15 protein-coding genes are annotated in these 23,536 nt (G+C 70.3%); 13 read left to right on the top strand and 2 right to left on the bottom strand.

The annotated features are described in order from the left end of the window. Positions 1–182: 182 nt before the first annotated feature. Both ABZW18_RS29750 and ABZW18_RS29745 read right to left on the bottom strand, forming a co-directional pair. On the bottom strand, positions 183–1,055 hold the full coding sequence (locus ABZW18_RS29750) for a hypothetical protein (RefSeq protein WP_356193390.1): 873 nt from the start codon (positions 1,053–1,055) through the stop codon (positions 183–185). A 19-nt stretch (positions 1,056–1,074) separates the two neighbouring features. Then, positions 1,075–2,067: a hypothetical protein gene (locus ABZW18_RS29745; protein WP_356193387.1), complete on the bottom strand. Its 993-nt coding sequence runs from the start codon at positions 2,065–2,067 to the stop codon at positions 1,075–1,077. A gap of 353 nt (positions 2,068–2,420) precedes the next feature. Between ABZW18_RS29745 and ABZW18_RS29740 the strand changes: the two genes are divergently transcribed. The 13 genes from ABZW18_RS29740 (at position 2,421) to ABZW18_RS29680 (ending at position 23,448) form a co-directional block, all read left to right on the top strand. Further along, entirely contained in the window at positions 2,421–5,045 is a 2,625-nt protein-coding gene (locus ABZW18_RS29740) for a valine--tRNA ligase (protein WP_356193394.1), read from the top strand. Between the two features lie 297 nt (positions 5,046–5,342). Next, a complete protein-coding gene (locus ABZW18_RS29735) occupies positions 5,343–6,857 on the top strand; it encodes a folylpolyglutamate synthase/dihydrofolate synthase family protein (RefSeq protein WP_356193385.1) in 1,515 nt (504 codons plus the stop codon). 1 nt (position 6,858) lies between these two features. Further along, entirely contained in the window at positions 6,859–7,215 is a 357-nt protein-coding gene (locus tag ABZW18_RS29730; protein WP_356193383.1) for a DUF4233 domain-containing protein, read from the top strand. A 138-nt stretch (positions 7,216–7,353) separates the two neighbouring features. Then, on the top strand, positions 7,354–7,767 hold the full coding sequence (gene ndk / locus ABZW18_RS29725; protein ID WP_356193380.1) for a nucleoside-diphosphate kinase: 414 nt from the start codon (positions 7,354–7,356) through the stop codon (positions 7,765–7,767). A gap of 282 nt (positions 7,768–8,049) precedes the next feature. Further along, positions 8,050–9,069 carry a rod shape-determining protein gene (locus ABZW18_RS29720; protein WP_356193392.1) on the top strand — a complete coding sequence of 340 codons (1,020 nt, stop codon included), beginning with the start codon at positions 8,050–8,052 and terminating at the stop codon, positions 9,067–9,069. A 168-nt stretch (positions 9,070–9,237) separates the two neighbouring features. Beyond that, positions 9,238–10,248 (top strand): rod shape-determining protein MreC, encoded by a 1,011-nt coding sequence (gene mreC, locus ABZW18_RS29715; protein WP_356193377.1) that lies wholly within the window; start codon positions 9,238–9,240, stop codon positions 10,246–10,248. A gap of 2 nt (positions 10,249–10,250) precedes the next feature. Then, entirely contained in the window at positions 10,251–10,970 is a 720-nt protein-coding gene (gene mreD / locus ABZW18_RS29710) for a rod shape-determining protein MreD (protein WP_356193375.1), read from the top strand. A 76-nt stretch (positions 10,971–11,046) separates the two neighbouring features. Beyond that, positions 11,047–13,227, top strand: coding sequence for a penicillin-binding protein 2 (gene mrdA, locus ABZW18_RS29705; protein WP_356193373.1), 2,181 nt, complete (start codon positions 11,047–11,049; stop codon positions 13,225–13,227). Next, complete coding sequence (gene rodA / locus ABZW18_RS29700) at positions 13,227–14,429, top strand: rod shape-determining protein RodA (RefSeq protein WP_356193371.1); 1,203 nt, start codon at positions 13,227–13,229, stop codon at positions 14,427–14,429. Before mrdA ends, rodA begins: the two co-directional genes overlap by 1 nt. A gap of 51 nt (positions 14,430–14,480) precedes the next feature. Next, the gene (locus tag ABZW18_RS29695) at positions 14,481–16,142 is read left to right on the top strand and encodes a CYTH and CHAD domain-containing protein (protein ID WP_356193370.1); all 1,662 of its coding nucleotides are present in this window, start codon (positions 14,481–14,483) and stop codon (positions 16,140–16,142) included. Positions 16,143–16,268: 126 nt separating this feature from the next. Further along, positions 16,269–18,194: a TIGR03960 family B12-binding radical SAM protein gene (locus ABZW18_RS29690; RefSeq protein WP_356193368.1), complete on the top strand. Its 1,926-nt coding sequence runs from the start codon at positions 16,269–16,271 to the stop codon at positions 18,192–18,194. Between the two features lie 234 nt (positions 18,195–18,428). Continuing rightward, a complete protein-coding gene (locus ABZW18_RS29685; RefSeq protein WP_356193366.1) occupies positions 18,429–19,205 on the top strand; it encodes a TIGR03936 family radical SAM-associated protein in 777 nt (258 codons plus the stop codon). Between the two features lie 271 nt (positions 19,206–19,476). Further along, the gene (locus ABZW18_RS29680) at positions 19,477–23,448 is read left to right on the top strand and encodes an Rne/Rng family ribonuclease (RefSeq protein ID WP_356193364.1); all 3,972 of its coding nucleotides are present in this window, start codon (positions 19,477–19,479) and stop codon (positions 23,446–23,448) included. Positions 23,449–23,536 lie beyond the last annotated feature (88 nt).

The following is a 23,536-nucleotide window of genomic DNA, read 5'->3' as shown; positions in this document are numbered from 1 at the left end:
TTCCTTTCTTTTTTTATTTTTTTACTTATGTTTTTTTTCGTTTTTCTTTTTTGTTTTTGTCTATTATTTTGGTTGGCGCGTTGGTCCCGGGCGCGCGCCCCCCTTCTCGTATGCGCGGGTTGCGGGTTGCCGACTCCTGCGGACTCCCGCAGGACGATGCCTCACCGGCCCACGTACCGGACCTACTTCTTGACGCGGACTTCGTTGCGGAGCTTCGCGGTGGTCTCCGCCCACTCCTCGATCGACGGCTTCTGAGTGAGAGCATCGGGGCCGGCCTCGACCGACGGCATGTGCATGGCCGCAGCGGCCGTACTGTCGTCGGCCCACACGCACACCGGTGCCTTGTAGAGGCCCAGGTCCATCTCGCCGCACTTCATGATGTCGCCGTCGAACCCGGCCGGTTTCTGCTCTGTGGCGTTGGTGTTCTTGAAGGCGTCGGTGAAAATCTTGTCGACCGCAGTCTCAGGTTCGGTGACATCGCCGTACGCGCCCGCGAACGCCATCTGGCTGTCGCCGCTCTTGTAGGACGCGCTGACGGACTTGCCGTCCTCGATGCCCTGGTCACTGACGTTCTGGGACTGCGGCAGCTTCTGGCTGTCGTCCTTGGTGTACTTGCCGGCGAGCACCGATTCGGGAGCGGTCAGCTTGTAGTCGCCGCCTCCTCCGCCGCCCAGCAGGACGATCGCGCCGCCGACTATCACGACCAGGCCCACGACACCCGCGATGATGCCGATCACCTTGCCGTTTCCGCGGCCCTGCGGGGGCGGCGGGGGCATGGTGCCATAACCGGGCTGCTGTGGCTGGCCGTACGGGCCGGGCTGGTGCGGCGGGCCCTGCTGCGGGTAGCCGTAGCCCGGCTGGGGCGGAACGCCCTGCGGGGCCTGCTGGGGGTAGCCGTATCCGGGCTGGCCCTGCGGCTGCTGCGGCTGGCCGCCGTACGGGCCTGGCTGCTGCGGCGGTTGGCCGTAGGGGCCGGGCTGCTGCGGCTGGCCGCCATACGGGCCGGGCTGCTGCGGCGGCTGGCCGCCGTACGGGCCCGGCTGGTTGTAACTCATGGGGTTCCTCTCGCGATGGCTACTTCTTGATTGCGACGCGGGCGTCGCCCCGCACCTTGGCGGCGGTCTCCGCAGCGGCCCCGAGGTCGGCCTTGCCTGCGATGGCGGCCACCGGGTCGATGGTCATGACCCCGCCGACCGTGCTGGAGTCGCCCCAGATGCACACGGGCAGCTCGGCGGACTTCACCGGAGCGCTGGGGTCGTCGTTGGTGATCTGGAACTTCTGGCACTTCATGACGGCGGCGCCGAGCCCATCGGGCTCGAACGTCTCCGGGCTGCCGAGCGGCTTGATGTCGCTGTCCGCCTCCTCCGAAGCGGACTTCGCCAGCACGACGAACATCGCGTCGACGACCTGCTCCGGCGATTCGACATCGCCCCAGACACCGGTCAGCAGCATCTGCTTCTTGGCGGCGGAGGCGTACTCGGCCTGCACCGGGTGGGGGTCGGACACCCCCGGAATCTGCTTGAGGTCGTTCTTGTCACCGGAGCTCATGCTCGAGTCGTCCCTGCCGTCGCCCTGGCGCTTGAAGTCCGAGGCCACCGTCGCCGGAGTGGTGAGCTTGTGCGGGCCGTCGTCCTCCGCTCCGCCGCCGGCGAGGAAGTAGACACCGGCGCCGATCGCGACGATCGCCACGACCGCACCGATGATGAGGCCGGTCTTCTTGTTGCCGCCGCCCATGCCGCTGCCCTGCGGGGGCATACCCGGCATCTGTCCGTACGGGGGCTGCTGGCCGGGCCCGCCGTAGGGACCAGGGGATTGCTGCTGACCATAGGGACCGGGGGGCTGCTGCTGGCCGTACAGGGGCTGCTGCTGCTGGCCGTACGGGCCGGGCTGCTGCGGCTGGCCTTGCCCGGGGTAGCCGTAGCCCTGCTGTTGCGGCGGCACCTGGCCCGCGCCCGGCTGCTGCGGGTACCCGTTCCCCGGCTGCCCGGCCCCACCGCCCTGGCCGTACGGGTTGGGTGCGCCCCCTCCGTACGGACCCGGCTGCGGCGGCGGCTGGTTGTAGCTCATTGCATCCCCTCGTTGGCAAGACAGTTGCGCCACATCCTCTCGGACGACTTACGCGCTCTTTACCCCGGGGCTGCAACAGGTTGGAAACTGTCGACGGGGCAGGAACGGCACAGTTGCCGAATACGGACACGCGATCTCGCGGTGCGTCGGATGTTGCTCCCGCCCGGCTGGGATCACTCGCTCCGGGCCCCGGGAGCGCCCGGGGGTTGCCGGTGCCGCGGCGCCTGCCCAGACTGGCACGGAAGCGCCCGCCGCGGGCGCCGGACGCCGAAGAAGCGGTTCGTAACAGCCCCCGCCAGGCCCTTAGACTGACCGTCGTGACCGACAACACCCAGCGCCCCCACGACGGGGCAGTGAATCCGACCAGTCCGCCCGCAGCAGATCTGCCGACCCAGTACACGCCGGCCGATGTAGAGGGGCAGCTGTACGAGCGCTGGGTGGAGCGGGGCTACTTCGAGGCGGACGCGAAGAGCGACAAAGAGCCCTACACCGTCGTCATCCCGCCGCCGAACGTCACCGGTTCCCTCCACCTCGGCCACGCTTTCGAGCACACGCTGATCGACGCCCTCACCCGCCGTAAGCGGATGCAGGGTTACGAGACGCTGTGGCAGCCGGGCATGGACCACGCCGGTATCGCCACCCAGAACGTCGTCGAGCGCGAACTGGCCAAGGAGGGCAAGTCCCGTCACGACCTGGGCCGTGAGGCGTTCGTCGAGCGGGTCTGGAAGTGGAAGGGCGAGTCCGGCGGGCAGATCTCCGGACAGATGAAGCGCCTCGGCGACGGCGTCGCCTGGTCGCGCGAGCGGTTCACCATGGACGAAGGCCTGTCCCAGGCCGTCCAGACCATCTTCAAGAAGCTCTACGACGACGAGCTGATCTACCGCGCCGAGCGCATCATCAACTGGTGCCCGCGCTGTCTGACCGCCATCTCCGACATCGAGGTGGAGTACCAGGACGACGAGGGCGAACTCGTCTCGATCCGGTACGGCGACACCTCGTCCGCCGGTGACGGGGGCTCCGTCGTCGTCGCGACGACCCGCGCCGAGACGATGCTCGGCGACACCGCGGTCGCGGTCCACCCCGAGGACGAGCGGTACCGGCACCTCGTCGGCACCGAGATCGAACTCCCGCTCACCGGACGCCGTATCCCCGTCGTCGCGGACGAGCACGTCGACCCGGAGTTCGGCACCGGCGCCGTCAAGGTCACCCCGGCCCACGACCCGAACGACTTCGAGATCGGCCGGCGGCACGACCTGCCGGCGCCCGCCGTCCTCGACGAGCGCGGAGTCATCACCGCACACGGGCCGTTCCAGGGACTCGACCGCTTCGAGGCCCGGTCGGCGATCGTCGCCGCGCTGCGTGCCGAGGGCCGGATCGTCGACGAGAAGCGCCCGTACACCCACTCCGTCGGCCACTGCTCGCGCTGCAAGACCACCATCGAGCCGCGGCTGTCCATGCAGTGGTGGGTCAAGGTCGGCCCGCTCGCCCAGGCCGCGGGCGACGCCGTCCGCGACGGCAAGGTCGCGATCCACCCCAAGGAGATGGAGTCCCGCTACTTCGGCTGGGTCGACAACCTGCACGACTGGTGCATCTCGCGGCAGCTGTGGTGGGGCCACCGGATCCCGGTCTGGTACGGGCCCGACGGCGAGGTCGTCTGCGTCGGCCCGGACGAGCAGCCGCCGAGCGGCGAGGGCTGGCACCAGGACAGCGACGTCCTGGACACCTGGTTCTCCTCCGGCCTGTGGCCGTTCTCCACGCTCGGCTGGCCCCAGCAGACCGAGACGCTCGGGAAGTTCTACCCGAACGCGGTCCTGGTCACGGGCTACGACATTCTCTTCTTCTGGGTCGCCCGGATGATGATGTTCGGGATCTACGCGATGGACGGCACACCGCCGTTCCACACCATCGCCCTGCACGGCATGGTCCGCGACCAGTTCGGCAAGAAGATGTCGAAGTCCTTCGGGAACGCGGTCAACCCGCTGGACTGGATGGACAAGTACGGCTCCGACGCCGTCCGCTTCACCCTGGCCCGCGGTGCCAACCCGGGTGTCGACGTGCCGATCGGCGAGGACTGGGTCCAGGCGTCCCGGAACTTCGCCAACAAGATCTGGAACGCGACGCGCTTCGCGCTGATGAACGGCGCAACGGTCGAGGGCGAACTTCCGTCCCCCTCGGAGCTGCGGGCCGAGGACCGCTGGATCCTCTCCCGGCTGAACAGCGTGGTCGCCGAGGTGGACGCGTACTACGACGACTACCAGTTCTCCAAGCTCAGCGAGACCCTCTTCCACTTCGCCTGGGACGAGGTCTTCGACTGGTACGTCGAGCTGTCCAAGACCACCTTCCAGAAGGGCGGTCCCGCGGCGGACGCCTCACGCCGGGTTCTCGGCGAGGTGCTGGACGTCACGCTGCGGCTGCTGCACCCCGTGGTCCCGTTCGTCACCGACACACTCTGGACCACACTCACCGCTCAGGAGTCGGCCGTCATCGCCGACTGGCCGGCCGACAGCGGCTTCCGTGACACGGCTGCCGAGCGGGAGATCGAGACCGTCCAGCAGGTGGTCACCGAGGTCCGCCGGTTCCGCGCCGACCAGGGCCTCCAGCCGGGCCAGCGGGTCCCGGCCCACCTGGAGCTGTCCGGTACGGCGCTCGCGCCCCACGAGGACGCGATCCGGCAGCTGCTGCGCCTCCAGCCGGAGGGCGAGGGCTTCACGGCCACCGCGACCCTGCCGGTCGCGGGCGCTACGGTCGCCCTCGACCTGTCGGGCGTGATCGATGTCGAGGCCGAGCGCAAGCGGCTCGCCAAGGACCTCGCCGCGGCCGAGAAGGAGAAGGCGCAGGCGACTGCGAAGCTCGGCAACGAGGCGTTCCTGGCCAAGGCCCCGGAGCCGGTCAAGGAGAAGATCCGCACCCGGCTCGCGACGGCGGAGGCGGACATCGAGCGCATCACCGCCCAGCTGTCGGCGCTCCCGCAGGCGTAGGCCTCCGCCCCCGGGCCGGTCGGCCCGGCACGGGCGGCCGGGCGAACCCGGCCGCCCGGGACAGGGGGACCTGCCCCGGGCTCCCCGCGTCGCCGGGCAGCCCAGGCACCCGCAAGGCCGAGAACCCCGGCGGAGCAGGCAGCCCGGCGGCGTCGTACACCTCCGGCTGCCGCTGGGTGGGGTCCCCGGCCCGAGCTGGGGGAGTGTCCCCAGCCGTGACTCCGTATCGGCTCCCTATCGCGGGGAGCGCCCCCTGCCGGGCGCAATGCAGCCGCACCGGCTCCGTAGACTGGGCGCGTGAGTAAGCGCCCCCAGAACGACGACCCCGACAACCCCGACACTTTCGACGAGATTGTCGACGCGGAGACCGAGCGCGATCCCGATCTGGCGGTGATCGAGGCCGGCAGCCGGACCCTGCGCACCCAGGCCGGTCCGCCGCAGGGCGACGGCATCCCCGTCCGCCCGGAGGACCCCGAGGTCGACCGCGCGCTGCGCGAGGTCGAGAAAGAGCTGGCCGGGCGCTGGCCGGAGACCCAACTCGATCCGTCGCTGGTACGTATCGAGGCCCTGATGGACGTCCTCGGCTCGCCGCAGCGCTCGTACCCCTCCATCCACATCACCGGCACCAACGGCAAGACCAGCACCGCCAGGATGATCGAGGCTCTGCTGGCCGCCTTCGAGCTGCGTACCGGCCGCTACACCAGTCCGCATGTGCAGTCGGTGACCGAGCGGATCAGCCTGGACGGTGCGCCGATCCCGGCCGAGGGGTTCATCGAGGCCTACCGCGACATCCAGCCGTACGTGGAGATGGTCGACGCCGGCCAGGAGCACCGGCTCTCCTTCTTCGAGGTGCTGACGGCCATGGCCTACGCGGCCTTCGCCGACGCGCCGGTCGATGTGGCGGTCGTCGAGGTCGGCATGGGCGGCAGCTGGGACGCAACCAATGTGATCGACGGCCAGGTGGCCGTGGTGACCCCGATCGCGCTGGACCACACCGACCGGCTGGGCCCCACGCCCGGCGAGATCGCCACGGAGAAGGCGGGCATCGTCAAGCAGGGCGCCACCGTCGTCCTCGCGCAGCAGCCGGTGGATGCGGCGCAGGTGATGCTCAAGCGCGCGGTCGAGGTGGACGCCACCGTCGCCCGTGAGGGTATGGAGTTCGGCATCTCCGCCCGGGAGCTCGCGGTCGGCGGGCAGTTGCTGACGCTGCGCGGCCTGGGCGGCGAGTACCCGGACGTCTTTCTGCCGCTGCACGGTGCGCACATGGCGCACAACGCGTTGGTGGCACTGGCCGCGGTCGAGGCCTTCTTCGGCATCGGCTCGCAGCACGCCCGCACCCTGGACATCGATACGGTCCGCTCCGCGTTCGCCTCGGTGGTCTCGCCGGGCCGTCTGGAGGTCGTACGGCAGAGCCCGACGGTCATCCTGGACGCCGCGCACAACCCGGCCGGGGCGCGGGCCGTGGCGGAGGCGATCACCGAGACCTTCGGTTTCAGCCGGCTGATCGGGGTGGTCGGCGCCAGCGGCGACAAGGACATGAAGGGCTTCTTCGAGGCCCTCGAACCGCTCTTCGCCGAGGTCGTGGTGACCCAGAATTCCAGCCATCGCGCGATGGACGTGGACGAGCTGGCGGCGCTCGCGGTCGAGGTGTTCGGCCAGGAGCGGGTGGGGGTCGAGCCACGGCTCGACGATGCCCTCGAGGCGGCGATCACCCTGTCCGAGGAGGAGAGCGAGTACTCCGGCGCGGGTGTGCTGGTGACCGGCTCCGTGATCACGGTCGGCGAGGCCCGGCTGCTGCTCAGGAGGGCATGAGATGCGAACGCTGTGTGCGAGCACGCTCATCGGCGAGTTCTTCGTGATCGGCTTCGCCGGTCTGGTCGCCATGCAGATGTCCGATCTGCCGACGGCCACGGTCTGGACGGTCAGCGGCATCGCGATGGTGGTGTGCGTGCTGCTCTGCGGGATGCTGTCCCGGCCAGGGGCGGTGCCGATCGGCTGGGCGCTGCAGATCGGCCTGATCGCCAGTGGCTTCGTCGTCCCGGTGATGTTCTTCCTGGGCGGCTGCTTCGCTGCCCTGTGGTGGGCCTCGGTCCACTACGGGCGGAAGGTCGACGCGGCGAGGGAACGGTTCGCGGCCACGGCGGCGGAGCAGGGCCCCGAGTCTGCGTGACGACGGAGGGGCCCGACGCTGCGTGACGGTGCCATCATTCACCCATGTAGCCTCTTCGCACCCGCACAGTGCCCGGGGCCCGCGGCGTCGGCCGCACCTCCCACCGCCCCGGAGATCACAGCAAAAGGAGCCCGCACCGTGAGCCAGCGCACGCTCGTCCTTCTCAAGCCCGATGCCGTACGACGCGGCCTGATCGGTGAGATCCTCGGCCGCATCGAGCGCAAGGCCGGCTGGCAGATCAAGGCGCTGGAGCTGCGCGACCTGGACCGCCCGGTGCTGGAGCAGCACTACGCCGAGCACGTCGGCCGGCCGTTCTACGAGCCGCTGGTGGAGTTCATGTCCTCCGGCCCGGTCGTCGCGCTGGTCGTCGAGGGTGAACGGGTCATCGAGGGGGTACGGATGCTGACCGGCCCGACCGACCCGATCGCCGCCGCTCCGGGCAGTATTCGGGGCGACTTCGGCACGATCGTCCGGGAGAATCTCATCCACGCGTCGGACTCGGAGCAGTCCGCGGAGCGCGAGCTGAAGATTTTCTTCCCCCATTTTACCTGACGGTTCGTCAGCCGTAATACGCTTGTGACCTGGGGCGATCGAATTAATTCGATCGCCCCTTGGCATATGCGAGACGATTGGGGGAACCTGTCACTCCGACACGACGTCACCAATACGGGGGTAGGCGCGTGTTCTGCTGACAATGGCGGAGTAACCCTCGCGGCGTGTCCGATCCGGCGCGGCTACGATGGGAAACTCCACACTCACAGCGCTCACCCTGCCGACGCATAAGTCATCATCGCTCCAGCTGGGAAGGCCAGACGTATCCTCATGGGGAACAACATGTCGTTCATCGGCCGTGACATGGCTGTCGACCTCGGCACCGCCAACACGCTGGTGTACGTCAGAGGTCGCGGGATCGTCCTCAACGAGCCGTCCGTCGTCGCCATCAACACCAACACCGGCGGAATCCTGGCGGTCGGTGCAGAAGCGAAGAAGATGATCGGCCGCACCCCCGGCAACATCGTGGCGGTCCGCCCGCTGAAGGACGGCGTCATCGCCGACTTCGAGATCACCGAGCGGATGCTGCGCTACTTCATCCTGAAGATCCACAAGCGCCGCTATCTGGCCCGCCCCCGGGTCGTGGTGTGTGTGCCCTCCGGTATCACCGGAGTCGAGCGCCGCGCCGTCATCGAGGCGTCCACCCAGGCCGGCGCCCGCCAGGTGCACATCATCGAGGAGCCGATGGCGGCCGCGATCGGCTCGGGCCTGCCGGTCCACGAGGCCACCGGCAACATGGTGGTGGACATCGGCGGCGGTACCACCGAGGTCGCGGTGATCTCGCTCGGCGGGATCGTCACGGCACAGTCGATCCGGGTCGCCGGCGACGAGTTGGACAACGCGATCATCCAGCACATCAAGAAGGAGTACAGCCTCCTCCTCGGTGAGCGCACGGCCGAGAACATCAAGATCACCATCGGCTCGGCGTACGAACTGGACGAGGAGGAGCACACCGAGATCCGCGGTCGTGACCTGGTCAGCGGTCTGCCAAAGACCGTCGTCATCGCCGCCGCCGAGGTCCGCAAGGCCATGGAGGAGCCGGTCAACGCGATTGTCGACGCGGTCAAGACCACGCTCGACAAGTGCCCGCCGGAGCTGTCCGGCGATGTGATGGACCGCGGCATCGTGCTCACCGGCGGTGGCGCGCTGCTGCGCGGCCTCGACGAGCGGCTGCGCCGCGAGACCGGTATGCCGATCCATATCGCCGAGGACCCGCTGGACTCGGTCGCGTTGGGCTCCGGCAAGTGCGTCGAGGAGTTCGAGGCGCTCCAGCAGGTGCTGGACTCCCAGCCGCGGAGATGATGGACCCGGACGGAATCCGTCGCCCGGGTGGCTGTCATCCGTGCGGCGGATCGTCGGCATAGCAGAATAAGGCACCTGAATCGCACCCGATTTCACACTCAGGCATGACATTCCCGACCGGCCGGGCCCGCAGCCGCCGGTCCGACGAGGAAGGCACGGCCGCCGCACGTGAGGGACACACGAGAGAGCCGGCTGCTCCTGGTGCTGCTGATCGCCACCGCGTTCGCACTGATCACGGTGGACATCCGAGGCGGCGAGGACTCCCCGCTCGACAGCGCCCGGCAGGCCGCCGCGTCGGCCTTCGGGCCCGTGGAGAACGGCGTGGCGTCCGCCGTCGACCCGATCGGCAATGCCGTCGGTGCTGTACGTGACTCCGGCCGTCGCCACGACCGGATCAGCAAGCTGGAGCGCGAGAACGCCGCCCTCAAGGCCAAGCTCGGCAGCGACGCCCGGACCCAGGGCCGGGCAGGCGAGTTGGACAAGATGCTCAAGACAGCGGGCGCCGGACAGTACGGCATCAAGGGCGCGCAGGTCATCGCCGTAGGAGCAGCCCAGGGCTTCTCCTGGACCGTCACCATCGACGCCGGCAGACAGGACGGCCTCACCCGCGACATGACCGTGCTCAACGGCGACGGGCTGGTCGGCCGGGTCACCACCGTCGGCCCCTCCACCGCCACCGTCCTGCTCGCCAACGACCCGGACTTCACCGTCGGCACCCGCATGGAGACGACCGCCGAGCTCGGCTTCGCCACCGGCCAGGGGGACCGCCCGCTGCGCGTCCAGCTCCTCAACGGCAAGGCCACGGTGAAGAAGGGGGACCGGCTGGTCACCTTCGGCTCGAGCGCCGACAAGCCCTTTGTACCCGGCGTGCCCGTCGGCGAGGTCGTCCGTGTCGATCCCTCCAACGGGGCCCTCACCCGCACGCTCCAGGTCCGCCCGTACGTCGGCTTCACCAAGCTCGACATCGTCGGCGTGGTCGTCCAGCCGCCGCGCAAGGACCCGCGTGACAAGGTGCTGCCGCCGCCGGTGAAGCCCAGACCGACGCCCACCGTGACGGTCACCGCCACCCCCTCTGCCAATGGCTCCGCCGACCCCTCGGGTGAACCGACCGACTCCGCGGACGGGGCAACTCCCGCCGCGGGCGAGCCGACTCCCGACGCGAGCCCCACCAGGAGCTGACCATGCGCTTCAACCGGATGCTGCTCTCGGCCACCCTCGTGGTCGTAGCGCTCGTCGTCCAGGTGACCATCCTCGCCAGGCTGCAACTGCCCGGCGCGGTCCCCGACCTGATGCTCCTCGTCGTACTCGGCCTCGCCCTTGTGTACGGCCACGTCGGCGGCGCTCTCGTGGGCTTCTCCGCGGGCCTGCTGGCCGACCTCGCGCCGCCCGCCGACCACGCGGTGGGCCGGTACGCGCTCGTGCTGGCCGTCATCGGCTATCTCGCGGGCCTCGCCAAACCCGAGACCGGCCGGCTCCGCTCGGCCACCGGACCGTTGCTCGTCGTCGTGGCCGCCGCGGTCATCACCACCCTGATGTACGCGGGCGTGGGCGCCCTTGTCGGCGACACCGCCGCACGCCAGGTCGGCCTCACCCGGCTGATCTTCACGGCAACGCTCTACGACCTGCTGCTCGCGCCCTTCGTGGTGCCCGGGATCATGGCGCTGGCGCGCCGTGCCGACAACGACCCGATGACCGATTCCGCGGGCGGTACGGCCGGAGCCGACAACGCCCTGCGGGGCTTCGGCACGACCGGCAGTCTCCTCGGCGTGCGGAGCGGCCGCTTCGGTCGCCTGGGCCGCTCCGGACGCCTCGGGCGCATCGGCGGCCAGCGCGGCGGCGGCATGCTCGGCCGCCCGGTCAGGTCCAAGGTGGGTCGCATCAAGGGGGTCAAGCGACTGTGAGCCCTGCCCCGCCCGTCAGTCGCCACGCCGACGGAAGCTCCCCCAAACTCCGTCCGGGAGGGACCCCCACCGCGCTATGAGCAATATCCCCGAGACCGGACGGACCTCGCGCATCACCATCCGGCTGGTCGCCCTCCAGATCCTGGTCTTCTCGCTGTTGTTCACCCTGGGCGGCCGCCTCTGGTATCTCCAGATCCGCAACGGCGACGAATACGCCCACGAGGCCGCAAGCAACCATGTCCAGCAGGTCGTCCAGCCGGCCACCCGCGGTTCCATCCTCGACGCGCGGGGAGTGCCGCTCGCCGACAACGAGACCCGCCTCGTCGTCTCGGCCAGCCGCACCGAGCTGCTGAAGATGAAGGACGACGGCAAGGCGGTGCTGACCCGGCTCGCCGAGGTTCTCGACATGAAGCCGCAGGACGTCCGCGAAAAGGTCCGGCTGTGCGACTCCAAGACGCCCCAGCCCTGCTGGAACGGTTCGCCGTACCAGCCGATCCCGGTCACCGACGAGGCCACTACCCAGCAGGCACTGCAGATCCGTGAGCGCGCCGAGGACTTCCCCGGCATCACTGCCGAGCCCACCGCCGTACGCCGCTACCCCGCGCCGCTGAAGGCCAACACCTCCCAGGTCCTCGGGTATCTCTCGCCCGTCACCGACGAGGAGATCGAGCAGGCCAAGGACAGCCGCTCCCCGCTGCTGCGCTCGGACCAGATCGGCCGCTCCGGGCTCGAGCGCAGTTACGACAAGTACCTGCGCGGCAAGGCCGGCGTCACCCGCTACGAGGTGGACAACCTCGGCCGCGTCATCGGCCAGAACAAGAGCGACGAGTCCGAGGCCGGTTCGAGTGTGGTCACCAGCATCGACGCCCGGGTGCAGTCCCTGGCGGAGAAGGAGCTGGATGGGGCGATGAAGGAAGCCCGTAAGCAGATCGACCGCAACACCAGCCGTCCGTACGAGGCGGACGCGGGCGCGGTCGTCGTCATGGAAGCGAAGACCGGGCGCGTCGTGGCGATGGCCTCCAACCCCGACTACGACCCGAACGCCTGGGTCGGCGGTATCAACGGCAAGGACTACAAGCGGCTGACCAGCAAGAAGGCCAACTACCCGCTGCTCAACCGGGCCATCCAGGGCCAGGCGGCCCCCGGTTCGATCTTCAAGGTGATCCCGACCGCCGCCGCCGTCAATGCGGGCTACGACTTCAACGGCGGCTACAACTGCGGCAGCTCGTACAGCATCGGCGGACAGGTCTTCAAGAACTTCGAGTCGCAGAGTCACGGCTCCATCGACCTGGGCCGCGCTCTCGAGGTCTCCTGCGACACCGTCTTCTACGCCCTTTCGCACCAGGAGTGGAAGAAGGACGGCGGCATCAAGCCGAAGAAGAAGCCCAAGGACTGGTTCTACAAGACCGCTCACCAGTTCGGCCTCGGCAAGGAGACCGGCATCGACCTCCCCAACGAGGTCAGCGGCCGTGTCCCCGACCGGGAGTGGAAGAAGAACTTCTGGAAGGCCAACAAGGACGGCTGGTGCGAACAGGCCAAGAACTGGCCCAAGAAGAAGGACTTCGACACCCTGCTCGCCCGCGAGGGCTGCCTCGAGGGCATGAAGCTGCACGCGTACGACTCGGTCAACTACGCCATCGGCCAGGGCGACACCCTCGTCACCCCGATCCAGATGGCGACCATCTACTCGGCGATCAGCAACGGCGGAACGCTCTACGACCCGACCGTGGGCAAGGCCGTCATCAGCCCCGACGGCAAGCACACCGAGCAGATCCGGCCCAAGACGCACGGCAAGCTGCCGACGAGCAAGAAGACCCTCTCGCAGATGGACAAGGCGCTCGCCGGTGTCGCCACCCGAGGCACCGCCGCCTGGCGGTTCGGCGGCTGGCCCCAGGACAAGATCGAGATGCACGCGAAGACCGGTACGGCGGAGGTCTACGGCAAGCAGACCACCTCCTGGTTCGCGACCTACACCAAGGACTACTCGATCGTCATGACGATCTCGCAGGGCGGCACCGGCTCCGGCGCCTCCGGTCCCGCGGTGCGCAACATCTACAACGCGCTGTACGGGGTCGACGAGAAGGGCGGCATCGACAAGGAGCGCGCCCTGCTGCCGGAGCCGCAGAAGGAGCTGCCGAAGGTCGAGAGGGACGGCACGATCGAGTCCCAGCCGGTCAAGCCGTACGAGACCCCGAAGCCTGCCAATTCGACGGAAGCCGTTGAGCTGGCGGCCGCCCTGGATCGGCGGAGGCACTAGTGACCAGCCCGAACAACAGCTTCTCCATCCGGCGTTACACCCCCGAGCTCGGCACCTGGGCCAAGCTCACCGCGCGCGACTCGCTGTTCCGCCGGCTCGACTGGATCATGCTGGGCTCGGCAGTACTGCTCTCCGTACTCGGCTCACTGCTCGTCTGGTCGGCGACCCGCAACCGTACCGAGCTCAACCAGGGCGACCAGTACTACTTCCTGTTCCGGCACGCCCTCAACACCGGTATCGGGCTCGCCCTGATGATCGGCACGATGTGGCTGGGCCACCGCACCCTGCGCGGCGCGGTCCCCGTGCTGTACGGCGTCTCCGTGGTGCTCACCGCCGCGGTCCTCACCCCGCTCGGCTCGACCATCAACGGATCGCACGCGTGGATCCAGATCGGCGGCGGATTCTCCCTCCAGCCCTCCGAGTTCGCCAAGATCACGATCATCCTCGGGATGGCGATGCTGCTGGCGGCGCGGGTGGACGCGGGTGACCGGCTGCACCCCGACCACCGCACTGTCGTCCAGGCCCTCGGCCTGGCCGCGCTGCCCATCGGGATCATCATGCTGATGCCGGACCTCGGCTCGGTGATGGTGATCGTGGTGATCGTGCTCGGGGTGCTGCTCGCCTCCGGCGCGTCCAACCGCTGGGTGATCGGTCTGATCGCCACCGGCGCGGCCGGCGCCATCGCCGTCTGGCAGCTGCATCTCCTCGACGACTACCAGCTCAACCGGTTCGCTGCCTTCGCCAACCCCGAGCTCGACCCGGCGGGCGTCGGCTACAACACCAACCAGGCCCGTATCGCCGTCGGCTCGGGCGGCCTGAGCGGGACGGGCCTGTTCAACGGTCACCAGACCACCGGACAGTTCGTTCCCGAGCAGCAGACCGACTTCATCTTCACCGTCGCCGGGGAGGAACTCGGATTCCTCGGCGCGGGCCTGATCATCCTGCTGCTCGGTGTCATCCTGTGGCGCGCCTGCCGCATCGCCCGCGACACGACCGAGTTGTACGGCACGGTCGTCGCCGCCGGGATCATCGCCTGGTTCGCCTTCCAGTCCTTCGAGAACATCGGAATGACGCTGGGCATCATGCCGGTCGCGGGCCTGCCACTGCCCTTCGTCAGCTACGGCGGCACATCGATGTTCGCCGTCTGGATCGCCATCGGCCTGCTCCAGTCCATCAGAGTCCAGCGCCGCGTATCCGCCTAGCGGATATCGCCCGCACTGCATATCTCCGGCTCCTCCGGCTAGATTCATGACATGGCGGACCCGGTGCGGGAGATCGAGCGCAAGTACGAGGCCACCGAGAACGGGCTGCCCGACCTGACGGGTGTCCCCGGGGTCGCGACCGTGGTCGACAAGGGCGTCACCGCCCTCGGCGCCACGTATTACGACACCCCGGGGGAGAGGCTCGCGGCGGACGGCATCACCCTGCGCCGCAGAACCGGCGGGCACGACGAGGGCTGGCACCTCAAGCTGCCCATCGGCCCGGACGAGCGCGAGGAGATCCGCGCCCCGGTCACCGATGAGCTGCCACGGGAGCTGGCTCGGCTCGTACGGTCGCGGGTCCGCACCGCCCCGCTCGAACCGGTCGTACGGCTGCGGACCGAGCGGGACCTGCGCCACCTTCTCGACGCCTCCGATGCGCTGCTCGCCGAGGTCAGCGTCGACGTGGTCATCGCCGAGCGGCTCAGCGGCGGCGCGGGCGAAGGCGCCGGCGCCACAGCGCGCTGGACCGAGATCGAAGTCGAACTCGCGCAGGGCGCCGACCCCGGGATACTCGACGCGGTCGAGCAGGTCCTGCGCAGCGCCGGGATACGGCGTGCCGCCGGTCCCTCCAAGCTGGCCAGGGCCCTCGCCGAGACCCGCCCCGGAGCGGAGACGGCGGCAGGGGAGAAGCCCGGCACGGAGCAGTCCGCAGCAGCGACGTCCGGGAAGAAGGCCGAGAAGGCGGACGGAAAGAACGCGGGGAAGAAGGGCGGAAAGAAGGGCGGAAAGAAGCCGAAGCCCGGTAGGACGACGGCCCCGCCGGACCGGCCGACCGCGGGTGACCACCTGCTGCGCTATCTGCGCGTCCAGGTCACAGCGATCATCGAGCTCGACCCCGCCGTCCGCCGTGACGAGCCCGACTCGGTCCACCGCATGCGCGTCGCCACCCGCCGGATGCGCAGCGCCTTCAAGTCCTTCCGCAAGATCCTCGACCGAGGCGTGACCGACCCGGTCAGCGACGAGCTGAAATGGCTCGCCGCCGAACTCGGTGTCGACCGCGACCGGGAGGTGCTCACCGCTCGGCTGTACGAGCGGCTGGGCGAACTGCCCCACAACCTCCTCATCGGACCCGTCCGCGGCCGGCTCCGTACCTGGTCGAACGCCCAGCGCAGCGGCTCCCGCCACCAGGTCACCACCGTCCTCGACAGCGAGCGCTACCTCGCCCTCCTCGACACCCTCGATGTGCTGATCGCCGATCCTCCGCTGCTCCCCGGCGCGGGCAGCAAGCCGCCGGATGTCCTCCCCGCCGCGATCCTCCGCGACTTCAAGCGGCTGTCCGGGCGGATGGACAAGGCTCTGTCCGCCGCGGAGGGCACCGAGCGGGACATCGCCATGCACGAGGCCCGTAAGGCGGCCAAGCGCGTCCGCTACGCCGCCGAAACGGCCCGCCCGGCCATCGGCAAGCCGGCGAAGAGGTTCGTCAGGCACATGAAGACGCTGCAGGACGTGCTCGGCGACCACCAGGACAGCGTGGTCGCCCGCGGCGCCCTGCGGGACCTCGCCGTGCAGTCCCAGGCGTCGGGCGAGAGCGCTTTCACCTTCGGCGTGCTCTTCGGTCACGAGGAGATGCGCGCGGCCGCCCGGGAGCACGAGCTGCCCGAAGCCTGGAAGGAAGCCTCGAGGAAGAAGTACCGCGCCGCGCTGCGCGGCTGATCAGCGGCGGTCCCGGAGGCCGGATCGCCATGCCGGGAAGGCAGTCCCCGGCGCACGGTACGCTGAATGGTCATCCTTCTCCTGCCTCCTCGGCGGGGGCCCCGCCAGCTCATGAGAGACGCCGCGATGCCTGTCGAGTCCGTCTTCCCACGCCTGGAAGCGCTTCTCCCGCACGTTCAGAAGCCGATCCAGTACGTCGGCGGAGAGCTCAACTCCACCGTCAAGGACTGGGACGCCTGCGATGTGCGCTGGTCGCTCATGTACCCCGACGCCTACGAGGTCGGGCTGCCCAACCAGGGCGTCATGATCCTTTACGAGGTGCTGAACGAGCGCGAGGGCGTCCTCGCCGAGCGCACCTACAGCGTCTGGCCGGACCTCGAAGAACTGATGCGCGAGCACCGGGTGCCGCAGTTCACCGTCGACGCCCACCGCCCCGTCGGCGCCTTCGACGTGCTCGGAGTGTCCTTCTCCACCGAGCTGGGATACACCAACCTGCTCACGGCACTCGACCTGGCCGGCATCCCGATGGAGGCCAAGGACCGCACCGAGGACCACCCGGTGATCCTCGCCGGCGGTCACGCGGCGTTCAACCCCGAGCCGGTCGCGGACTTCATCGATTGCGCGGTCATCGGCGACGGTGAGCAGGCGGTGCTGGAGATCACCGACATCATCCGCGCGTGGAAGGCCGAGGGCCGGCCCGGCGGGCGGGACGAGCTGCTGCTGCGACTCGCCAAGACCGGCAGCGTGTACGTACCGAGGTTCTACGACGTGGAGTACCTCGCGGACGGGCGGATCGGCCGCGTCGTGCCGAACCGGTCCGGTGTGCCGTGGCGGGTGTCCAAGCACACCGTCATGGACCTCGACGAGTGGCCGTACCCGAAGCAGCCGCTGGTCCCGCTGGCCGAGACGGTCCACGAGCGGATGTCCGTGGAGATCTTCCGCGGCTGCACCCGGGGCTGCCGTTTCTGCCAGGCCGGCATGATCACCCGCCCGGTCCGCGAGCGGAGCATCACCGGTATCGGCGACATGGTCGACAAGGGCCTGAAGTCCACCGGTTTCGAGGAGGTCGGGCTGCTGTCGCTGTCCTCCGCGGACCACAGCGAGATCGGCGACATCGCCAAGGGCCTCGCCGACCGCTACGAGGAGGACAAGATCGGCCTGTCCCTCCCGTCCACCCGTGTCGACGCCTTCAACATCGACCTCGCCAACGAGCTGACCCGCAACGGCCGCCGGTCGGGCCTCACCTTCGCCCCCGAGGGCGGCTCCGAGCGCATCCGCAAGGTCATCAACAAGATGGTCTCGGAGGAGGACCTGATCCGCACCGTCGCCACCGCGTACGGCAACGGCTGGCGGCAGGTGAAGCTGTACTTCATGTGCGGTCTGCCGACCGAGACCGATGACGACGTGCTGCAGATCGGCGACATGGCGACCAAGGTCATCGCCAAGGGCCGCGAGGTCTCCGGTAAGAACGACATCCGCTGCACGGTCTCCATCGGCGGCTTCGTACCCAAGCCGCACACCCCCTTCCAGTGGGCGCCGCAGCTCTCCGCGGAGGACACCGACGCCCGGCTGGGAAAGCTGCGGGACAAGATCCGCGGCGACAAGAAGTACGGCCGTTCCATCGGATTCCGCTACCACGACGGCAAGCCGGGCATCGTCGAGGGCCTGCTCTCGCGGGGCGACCGCCGCGTGGGCGCGGTCATCCGGGCCGTCTACGAGGCCGGCGGCCGCTTCGACGGCTGGCGTGAGCACTTCAGCTACGACCTCTGGATGGAGTGCGCGGAGAAGACGCTGCCGCACTTCGGCGTCGACCTCGACTGGTACACCACCCGGGAGCGCACCTACGAGGAGGTCCTGCCCTGGGACCACCTGGACTCCGGTCTCGACAAGGACTGGCTCTGGGAGGACTGGCAGGACTCGCTCGACGAGACCGAGGTCGAGGACTGCCGGTGGACCCCGTGCTTCGACTGCGGCGTCTGCCCGCAGATGGACACCGAGATCCAGATCGGCCCGACGGGCAAGAAGCTGCTGCCGCTGTCCGTCGTCAAGTAAGTCGTCGGGTAACGGGACCCGCCCGCCGCCGTTGAAGGCCCCCGGACGCGGTCCGGGGCCGCGGGCGGTCTCCGCCGGGACACCCGGCCGGGACCGCCGGGCCGTGGTCGGCGTCCCTGCGGGGAACCCGTCGCCCGGCCGGCACGTACTCTAGGCAACAGGACGACCGCTCTCACGAAGGACTGAACGACACTGGGCAAGCGACAGCCCGAAGGCCCCCCGCCCGCACCCGCGGTGCAGCGCATCCGACTGCGCTACACCAAGCGGGGCCGCCTCCGGTTCACCAGTCACCGCGACTTCCAGCGCGCGTTCGAGCGGGCGCTGCGCCGAGCCGAGGTGCCCATGGCGTACTCGGCCGGATTCTCCCCGCACCCCAAGGTCTCGTACGCCAATGCCGCACCCACCGGCACGGGCAGCGAGGCCGAGTACCTGGAGATCGCGCTCACCGAGCGGCGGGACCCGGAGCTGCTGCGGGAACTGCTCGACGAGTCGCTTCCGGCCGGGCTGGACATCACCGCCGCCGTCGAGGCCCGGACCACCGGGCTCGCCGACCGGCTTGAGGCCTCCGTCTGGGAGCTGAGGCTGGACGGGGTGCCATCCGCCGAGGCGGAGCGAGCCGTCACCGCCTTCCTCGCGGCGGAGACCGTGGAGGTCGAGCGGCGTACGAAAAATGGGTTGCGGACCTTCGACGCACGTGGCGCCGTGGTCCGCCTCGAGGCCCTCGAAGAGCCTCCTGATAGGCCCGGGGAGGTGGCCTGTGCGATACTGCGGCTGGTTGTTCGGCATTCCACACCTGCCGTACGACCCGACGACGTCCTGTCCGGTCTCCGAGCTACGGCCGACCTGGCGCCGCCGGTCCCCGCAGCGGTGACCAGGCTGGCGCAGGGGCTGTTCGACGAGGAGTCCGGCACGGTGACCGACCCGCTCGCGCCCGACCGCGAGGCAGTCACGGCCGCCCCACCCACGGCCGCCGGGCTTGCCGCCGCGAAGGCGTCGGAAGGTTCCGCGTAGGTCGTCCGTCGGCAGGGCACGCGAGCCGCGCTCCCTGCCGTTGGAGGACTGAGGACACGTCGACGCGCCGTCGACGCACCAGGGAGCCACCCGGGTCCGGCAGGCGCACCGAGACAGCAGACTTTCGCCGGTGCCGCGAATAAGGCTCCGGCGAGCGAGACGACAGCTCCCGTGTGGCGCCCGCGCCCCGGACGACGGCACCGCGCACATCACGCGGACCGTGGCCGGAATTCGACGCGGCGCCCGGGAGCGTGACGGGAGAACCGCCCGCATGCTCGAGCCTATGGAGCCCCAGGACGCGGCGCGCAACGGCGCCGCCGGGGACAGCTCAGACAACAGCAACAGTCCCAGCGACAACCTGCCGCCGCGCCGCCGCCGCGCGGCTTCCCGCCCGGCCGGCCCCCCGGTCGGCGCGGGCACGGAAGCCACGGCCGTTTCAGCCATACCGGCCACAGGGTCCGCCGCCGAGGCCACGGACACGGCACACACCGTGACGGCGGGCCCGGGCTTCGGCCCCGGTGCCGCTGCCACGCCGCGCGACGAGAACGAGATGACGCCAGAAGAGACGGTCGCCGAAGCGGACGTGGCCCCTGCGGCCCCGGCGGAGGAGCCCGCGCCCCCGCGGCGCCGCCGTGCGACCCGTAAGGCGACCGCTCCGGCGGGTGCGCCGCCGGTGAGCGAGGCCGTGGCACCGAGTGACACGAGCACCGTTTCCGGTGCTGCCGCCGGTGCCGCCGAGGACACTCCGACTGCTTCCGGCGGTGCCGAGGCTTCCCCGGAGGCCGGGACCGGTGCGTCCGGTGACGACGAGGCGCCGCGTGGCCGTACGCGCCGCCGGGCAGCCCGTAAGGCGACCGCTCCGGCGGGTGCGCCGCAGGCCGCCGAGCCCGCGCAGGAGACCCCCGCCCCTGCCGCGGAGGACACCGCGGCCGCTGATGCCGCTTCCGACGCTCCGCCCGCGACCGGCGAGACCGGCGCGACGAGTGCGTCCGGTGATGAGGCGCCGCGCGGCCGTACCCGCCGCCGGGCCACCCGCAAGGTGACCGCGCCCGAGGGCGCGCCGCAGGCCGGGGAGACCGAGGAGTCGGCCGCGCCGAGCGAGCCCGCTGCTGAGGCCGCCGCCGAGACCACTGCCGACAGCCGGCCCGAGACGGAGGCCGCTCCTTCCAAGGAGGACGAGGCGCCCCGTGGCCGTACGCGTCGGCGCGCGGGCCGTAAGGCGGCCGCTGCCGAGGCGGAGACCGAGACCACCGACGCCGACGCGGAGGCGGAGGCGGAGGCCGAGCCGGTCACCGTCGCCGACGCGGTGGATGCCCCGCCGGAGCGGAGCCGGCGCCGCGCGACGCGGAAGTCGGTAGCCGAGCAGAAGGCCGAGAAGGCAGGCCAAGCCGGCGAGACGGAGGAGCCCGCCGCTCCGCCGACGGCCGGCCGCCGGAGGAAGGCCGCGCAGCCGCCGACCGCCGTGTTCCAGGCGCCTGTCTTCACCGAGCCCATGTTCCAGACCCCGGAGAGCGCCGCCGCAGCTGCGGCCGCCGAGGCCGCGGGCAGCCGGGACGAGGAGCCCGAGGAGGAGCCGCAGCCCGCGGCGACCACCGGCTCCCGCCGTCGCCGCCGCCGCGGTGCCGCGGCCGAGGAGAGCACCCCCGAGCTCGCCCGGGCCGCCGCCGAGCGGGCCGAGGCCGAGCCGGAGACCGAGGCCGAGGCCGAGGCCGAGGACAGGGCCGAGACCGACGACGAGTCGGGCGACCGCCCGTCCCGCCGTCGCCGTCGTGGCGGCCGTCGCCGCCGCCGGGGCGAGTCGGCCGACGGTGCCGATGAGACGTCCGAGGGCGAGGACGACACCGAGGAGTCCGAGCAGGACCGATCCGTCGACGCCGAGGACCGGGCGGACGAGGAGGGCCCGGGCGGAGGCTCCAGCAGCAGCCGTCGCCGCCGTCGCCGTCGGCGTCGCAGCGGGGACGGCGCCGAGCCCGCGGCAACCGGGACCGGTGCCGACGACCCGGAGCGTACGGTCGTCAAGGTCCGCGAGCCGCGCCCCAAGGCCGAGCCGTCCGACGAGGTGCAGTCCATCAAGGGCTCGACCCGCCTGGAGGCGAAGAAGCAGCGCCGCCGCGAGGGCCGCGAGCAGGGCCGCCGCCGGGTGCCGATCATCACCGAGGCCGAGTTCCTGGCCCGCCGTGAGGCCGTCGAGCGCGTGATGGTGGTGCGCCAGAACGGCGACCGCACCCAGATCGGTGTGCTGGAGGACGATGTCCTCGTCGAGCACTTCGTCAACAAGGAGCAGGCCACCAGCTACGTCGGCAACGTCTACCTGGGCAAGGTCCAGAACGTGCTGCCGTCCATGGAGGCCGCGTTCGTCGACATCGGCAAGGGGCGCAACGCCGTCCTCTATGCCGGTGAGGTGAACTTCGAGGCCCTGGGCATGGCCAACGGGCCGCGCCGTATCGAGACCGCGCTGAAGTCCGGCCAGTCCGTCCTCGTGCAGGTCACCAAGGACCCGATCGGCCACAAGGGCGCCCGGCTGACCAGCCAGGTCTCCCTCCCCGGCCGCTACCTGGTCTATGTGCCCGAGGGCTCGATGACCGGCATCAGCCGCAAGCTCCCCGACACCGAGCGCGCGCGTCTGAAGTCGATCCTCAAGAAGATCGTCCCCGAGGACGCGGGCGTCATCGTCCGTACGGCCGCGGAGGGCGCGAGCGAGGACGAGCTGCGGCGTGACGTCCAGCGGCTGCAGGCGCAGTGGGAGGAGATCCAGCGGAACGCGAAGGGCGGCAACGCGCCGTCCCTGCTCTACGGCGAGCCGGACCTGACGGTCCGAGTCGTCCGCGACATCTTCAACGAGGACTTCACCAAGGTCATCGTCAGTGGCGACGAGGCCTGGGAGACCATCCACGGATACGTCTCGCACGTCGCTCCGGACCTCTCCGACCGGCTGCAGAGGTGGACGTCGGAGGTCGATGTCTTCGCCACGTACCGGATCGACGAGCAGCTGATGAAGGCGCTGGACCGCAAGGTCTGGCTGCCCAGCGGCGGCTCGTTGGTGATCGACCGGACCGAAGCGATGATCGTCATCGACGTCAACACCGGCAAGTTCACCGGCCAGGGCGGCAACCTCGAGGAGACGGTCACCAGGAACAACCTGGAGGCGGCCGAGGAGATCGTGCGCCAGCTGCGGCTGCGCGACCTCGGCGGCATCATCGTGGTCGACTTCATCGACATGGTGCTGGAGTCCAACCGGGACCTGGTGCTGCGGCGGATGCTGGAGTGCCTGGGCCGGGACCGTACGAAGCACCAGGTCGCCGAGGTCACCTCGCTCGGCCTGGTCCAGATGACCCGCAAGCGGGTCGGCCAGGGCCTGCTGGAGTCGTTCTCCGAGACCTGTGTGCACTGCAACGGGCGCGGCGTCATCGTCCACATGGAGCAGCCGGCCACGGTCGGCGGCGGTGGGGGCGGCGGCAAGCGCAAGCGGAAGGGCAAGGGCGGCGGCCAGCAGCCCGAGCTCACGCACGAGCACGTGGACGAGGAGCCGGTCCTGGAGCCGGAGACCGTTGCCGAGCTCGCGGCCGAGACCGCCGAGCCGATGCGGCTGCCGGAGCCGGCCTTCACCCCGGACGAGGACCTGTTCAGCACCGCGGCCGAGGCAGAGGCGGCGGCGACGCGCCCCCATGGCCTCAAGGGCATGGGAGGTACCCCCACCCGTACGCGCCGCCGGGGGTCCCGCAAGGCGTCGGCGCCCGCGGGCTCGCCGAAGGCATCGGAGGAGGCGGCCGTCGTCGTCACTCCGGTCCCGGAGACGAAGCCCGAGCCGCAGCCCGAGGCCCAGGCGGCCCCGGCAGCGGCGGAGGTGCCGGCTGCGGAGCCCGCCCCGGCCCGTACACGCCGCCGGGCGACCCGGAAGGCGACTGCTCCGGCCGGTGCGCCGAAGAGTTCCGAGGACTCGGCCGTCATGGTCGTTTCGGCCTCCGGCGCGTCGGTGGAGCAGCCACAGCCCGAGGCCGCGGCCGAAGCCGCTCCGGAGGCCGATGCCGAGGCCCCCGCCCCGGTGAAGAAGGCGGCTCGCAAGACCGCTGCGAAGAAGGCTCCGGCGGCCAAGAAGGCCACCGCCAAGAAGGCCGTGGCGAAGAAGGCCGCCACCAAGAAGACAACGGCCAAGAAGTCGGCGGCCAAGAAGGCGGCGAAGCAGTCGGTGGCGGCGGAGGAGCAGTCCCCGTCGTCCGTCCCGGCCCCGGCCGACGAGGCGTAACAGCCCTCGAGGGCCTGTGAGGACCCGTCGGGGGGGGCGCCCCCCCCCCGGGGGGGGGGCGCCCCCCGCGGGAGACCCCCCGGCGCCC

This window comes from Streptomyces sp. NPDC004647, from assembly GCF_040609575.1.
Taxonomy (GTDB): domain Bacteria; phylum Actinomycetota; class Actinomycetes; order Streptomycetales; family Streptomycetaceae; genus Streptomyces.
The sequence above is the reverse complement of the archived record's forward strand: the minus strand, read 5'-3'. Positions and strand labels throughout refer to the sequence as shown.

What these genes read in the sequence shown, in the direction of transcription:
- ABZW18_RS29750 (WP_356193390.1), bottom strand. Translation starts at nt 1,055, where the DNA reads ATGAGTTACAACCAGCCGGGCCCGTACGGCGGCCAGCCGCCGCAGCAG.
- ABZW18_RS29745 (WP_356193387.1), bottom strand. Translation starts at nt 2,067, where the DNA reads ATGAGCTACAACCAGCCGCCGCCGCAGCCGGGTCCGTACGGAGGGGGC.
- ABZW18_RS29730 (WP_356193383.1), top strand. Translation starts at nt 6,859, where the DNA reads ATGCGAACGCTGTGTGCGAGCACGCTCATCGGCGAGTTCTTCGTGATC.
- ABZW18_RS29720 (WP_356193392.1), top strand. Translation starts at nt 8,050, where the DNA reads ATGTCGTTCATCGGCCGTGACATGGCTGTCGACCTCGGCACCGCCAAC.
- mreD (WP_356193375.1), top strand. Translation starts at nt 10,251, where the DNA reads ATGCGCTTCAACCGGATGCTGCTCTCGGCCACCCTCGTGGTCGTAGCG.
- mrdA (WP_356193373.1), top strand. Translation starts at nt 11,047, where the DNA reads ATGAGCAATATCCCCGAGACCGGACGGACCTCGCGCATCACCATCCGG.
- ABZW18_RS29695 (WP_356193370.1), top strand. Translation starts at nt 14,481, where the DNA reads ATGGCGGACCCGGTGCGGGAGATCGAGCGCAAGTACGAGGCCACCGAG.
- ABZW18_RS29690 (WP_356193368.1), top strand. Translation starts at nt 16,269, where the DNA reads ATGCCTGTCGAGTCCGTCTTCCCACGCCTGGAAGCGCTTCTCCCGCAC.
- ABZW18_RS29680 (WP_356193364.1), top strand. Translation starts at nt 19,477, where the DNA reads ATGCTCGAGCCTATGGAGCCCCAGGACGCGGCGCGCAACGGCGCCGCC.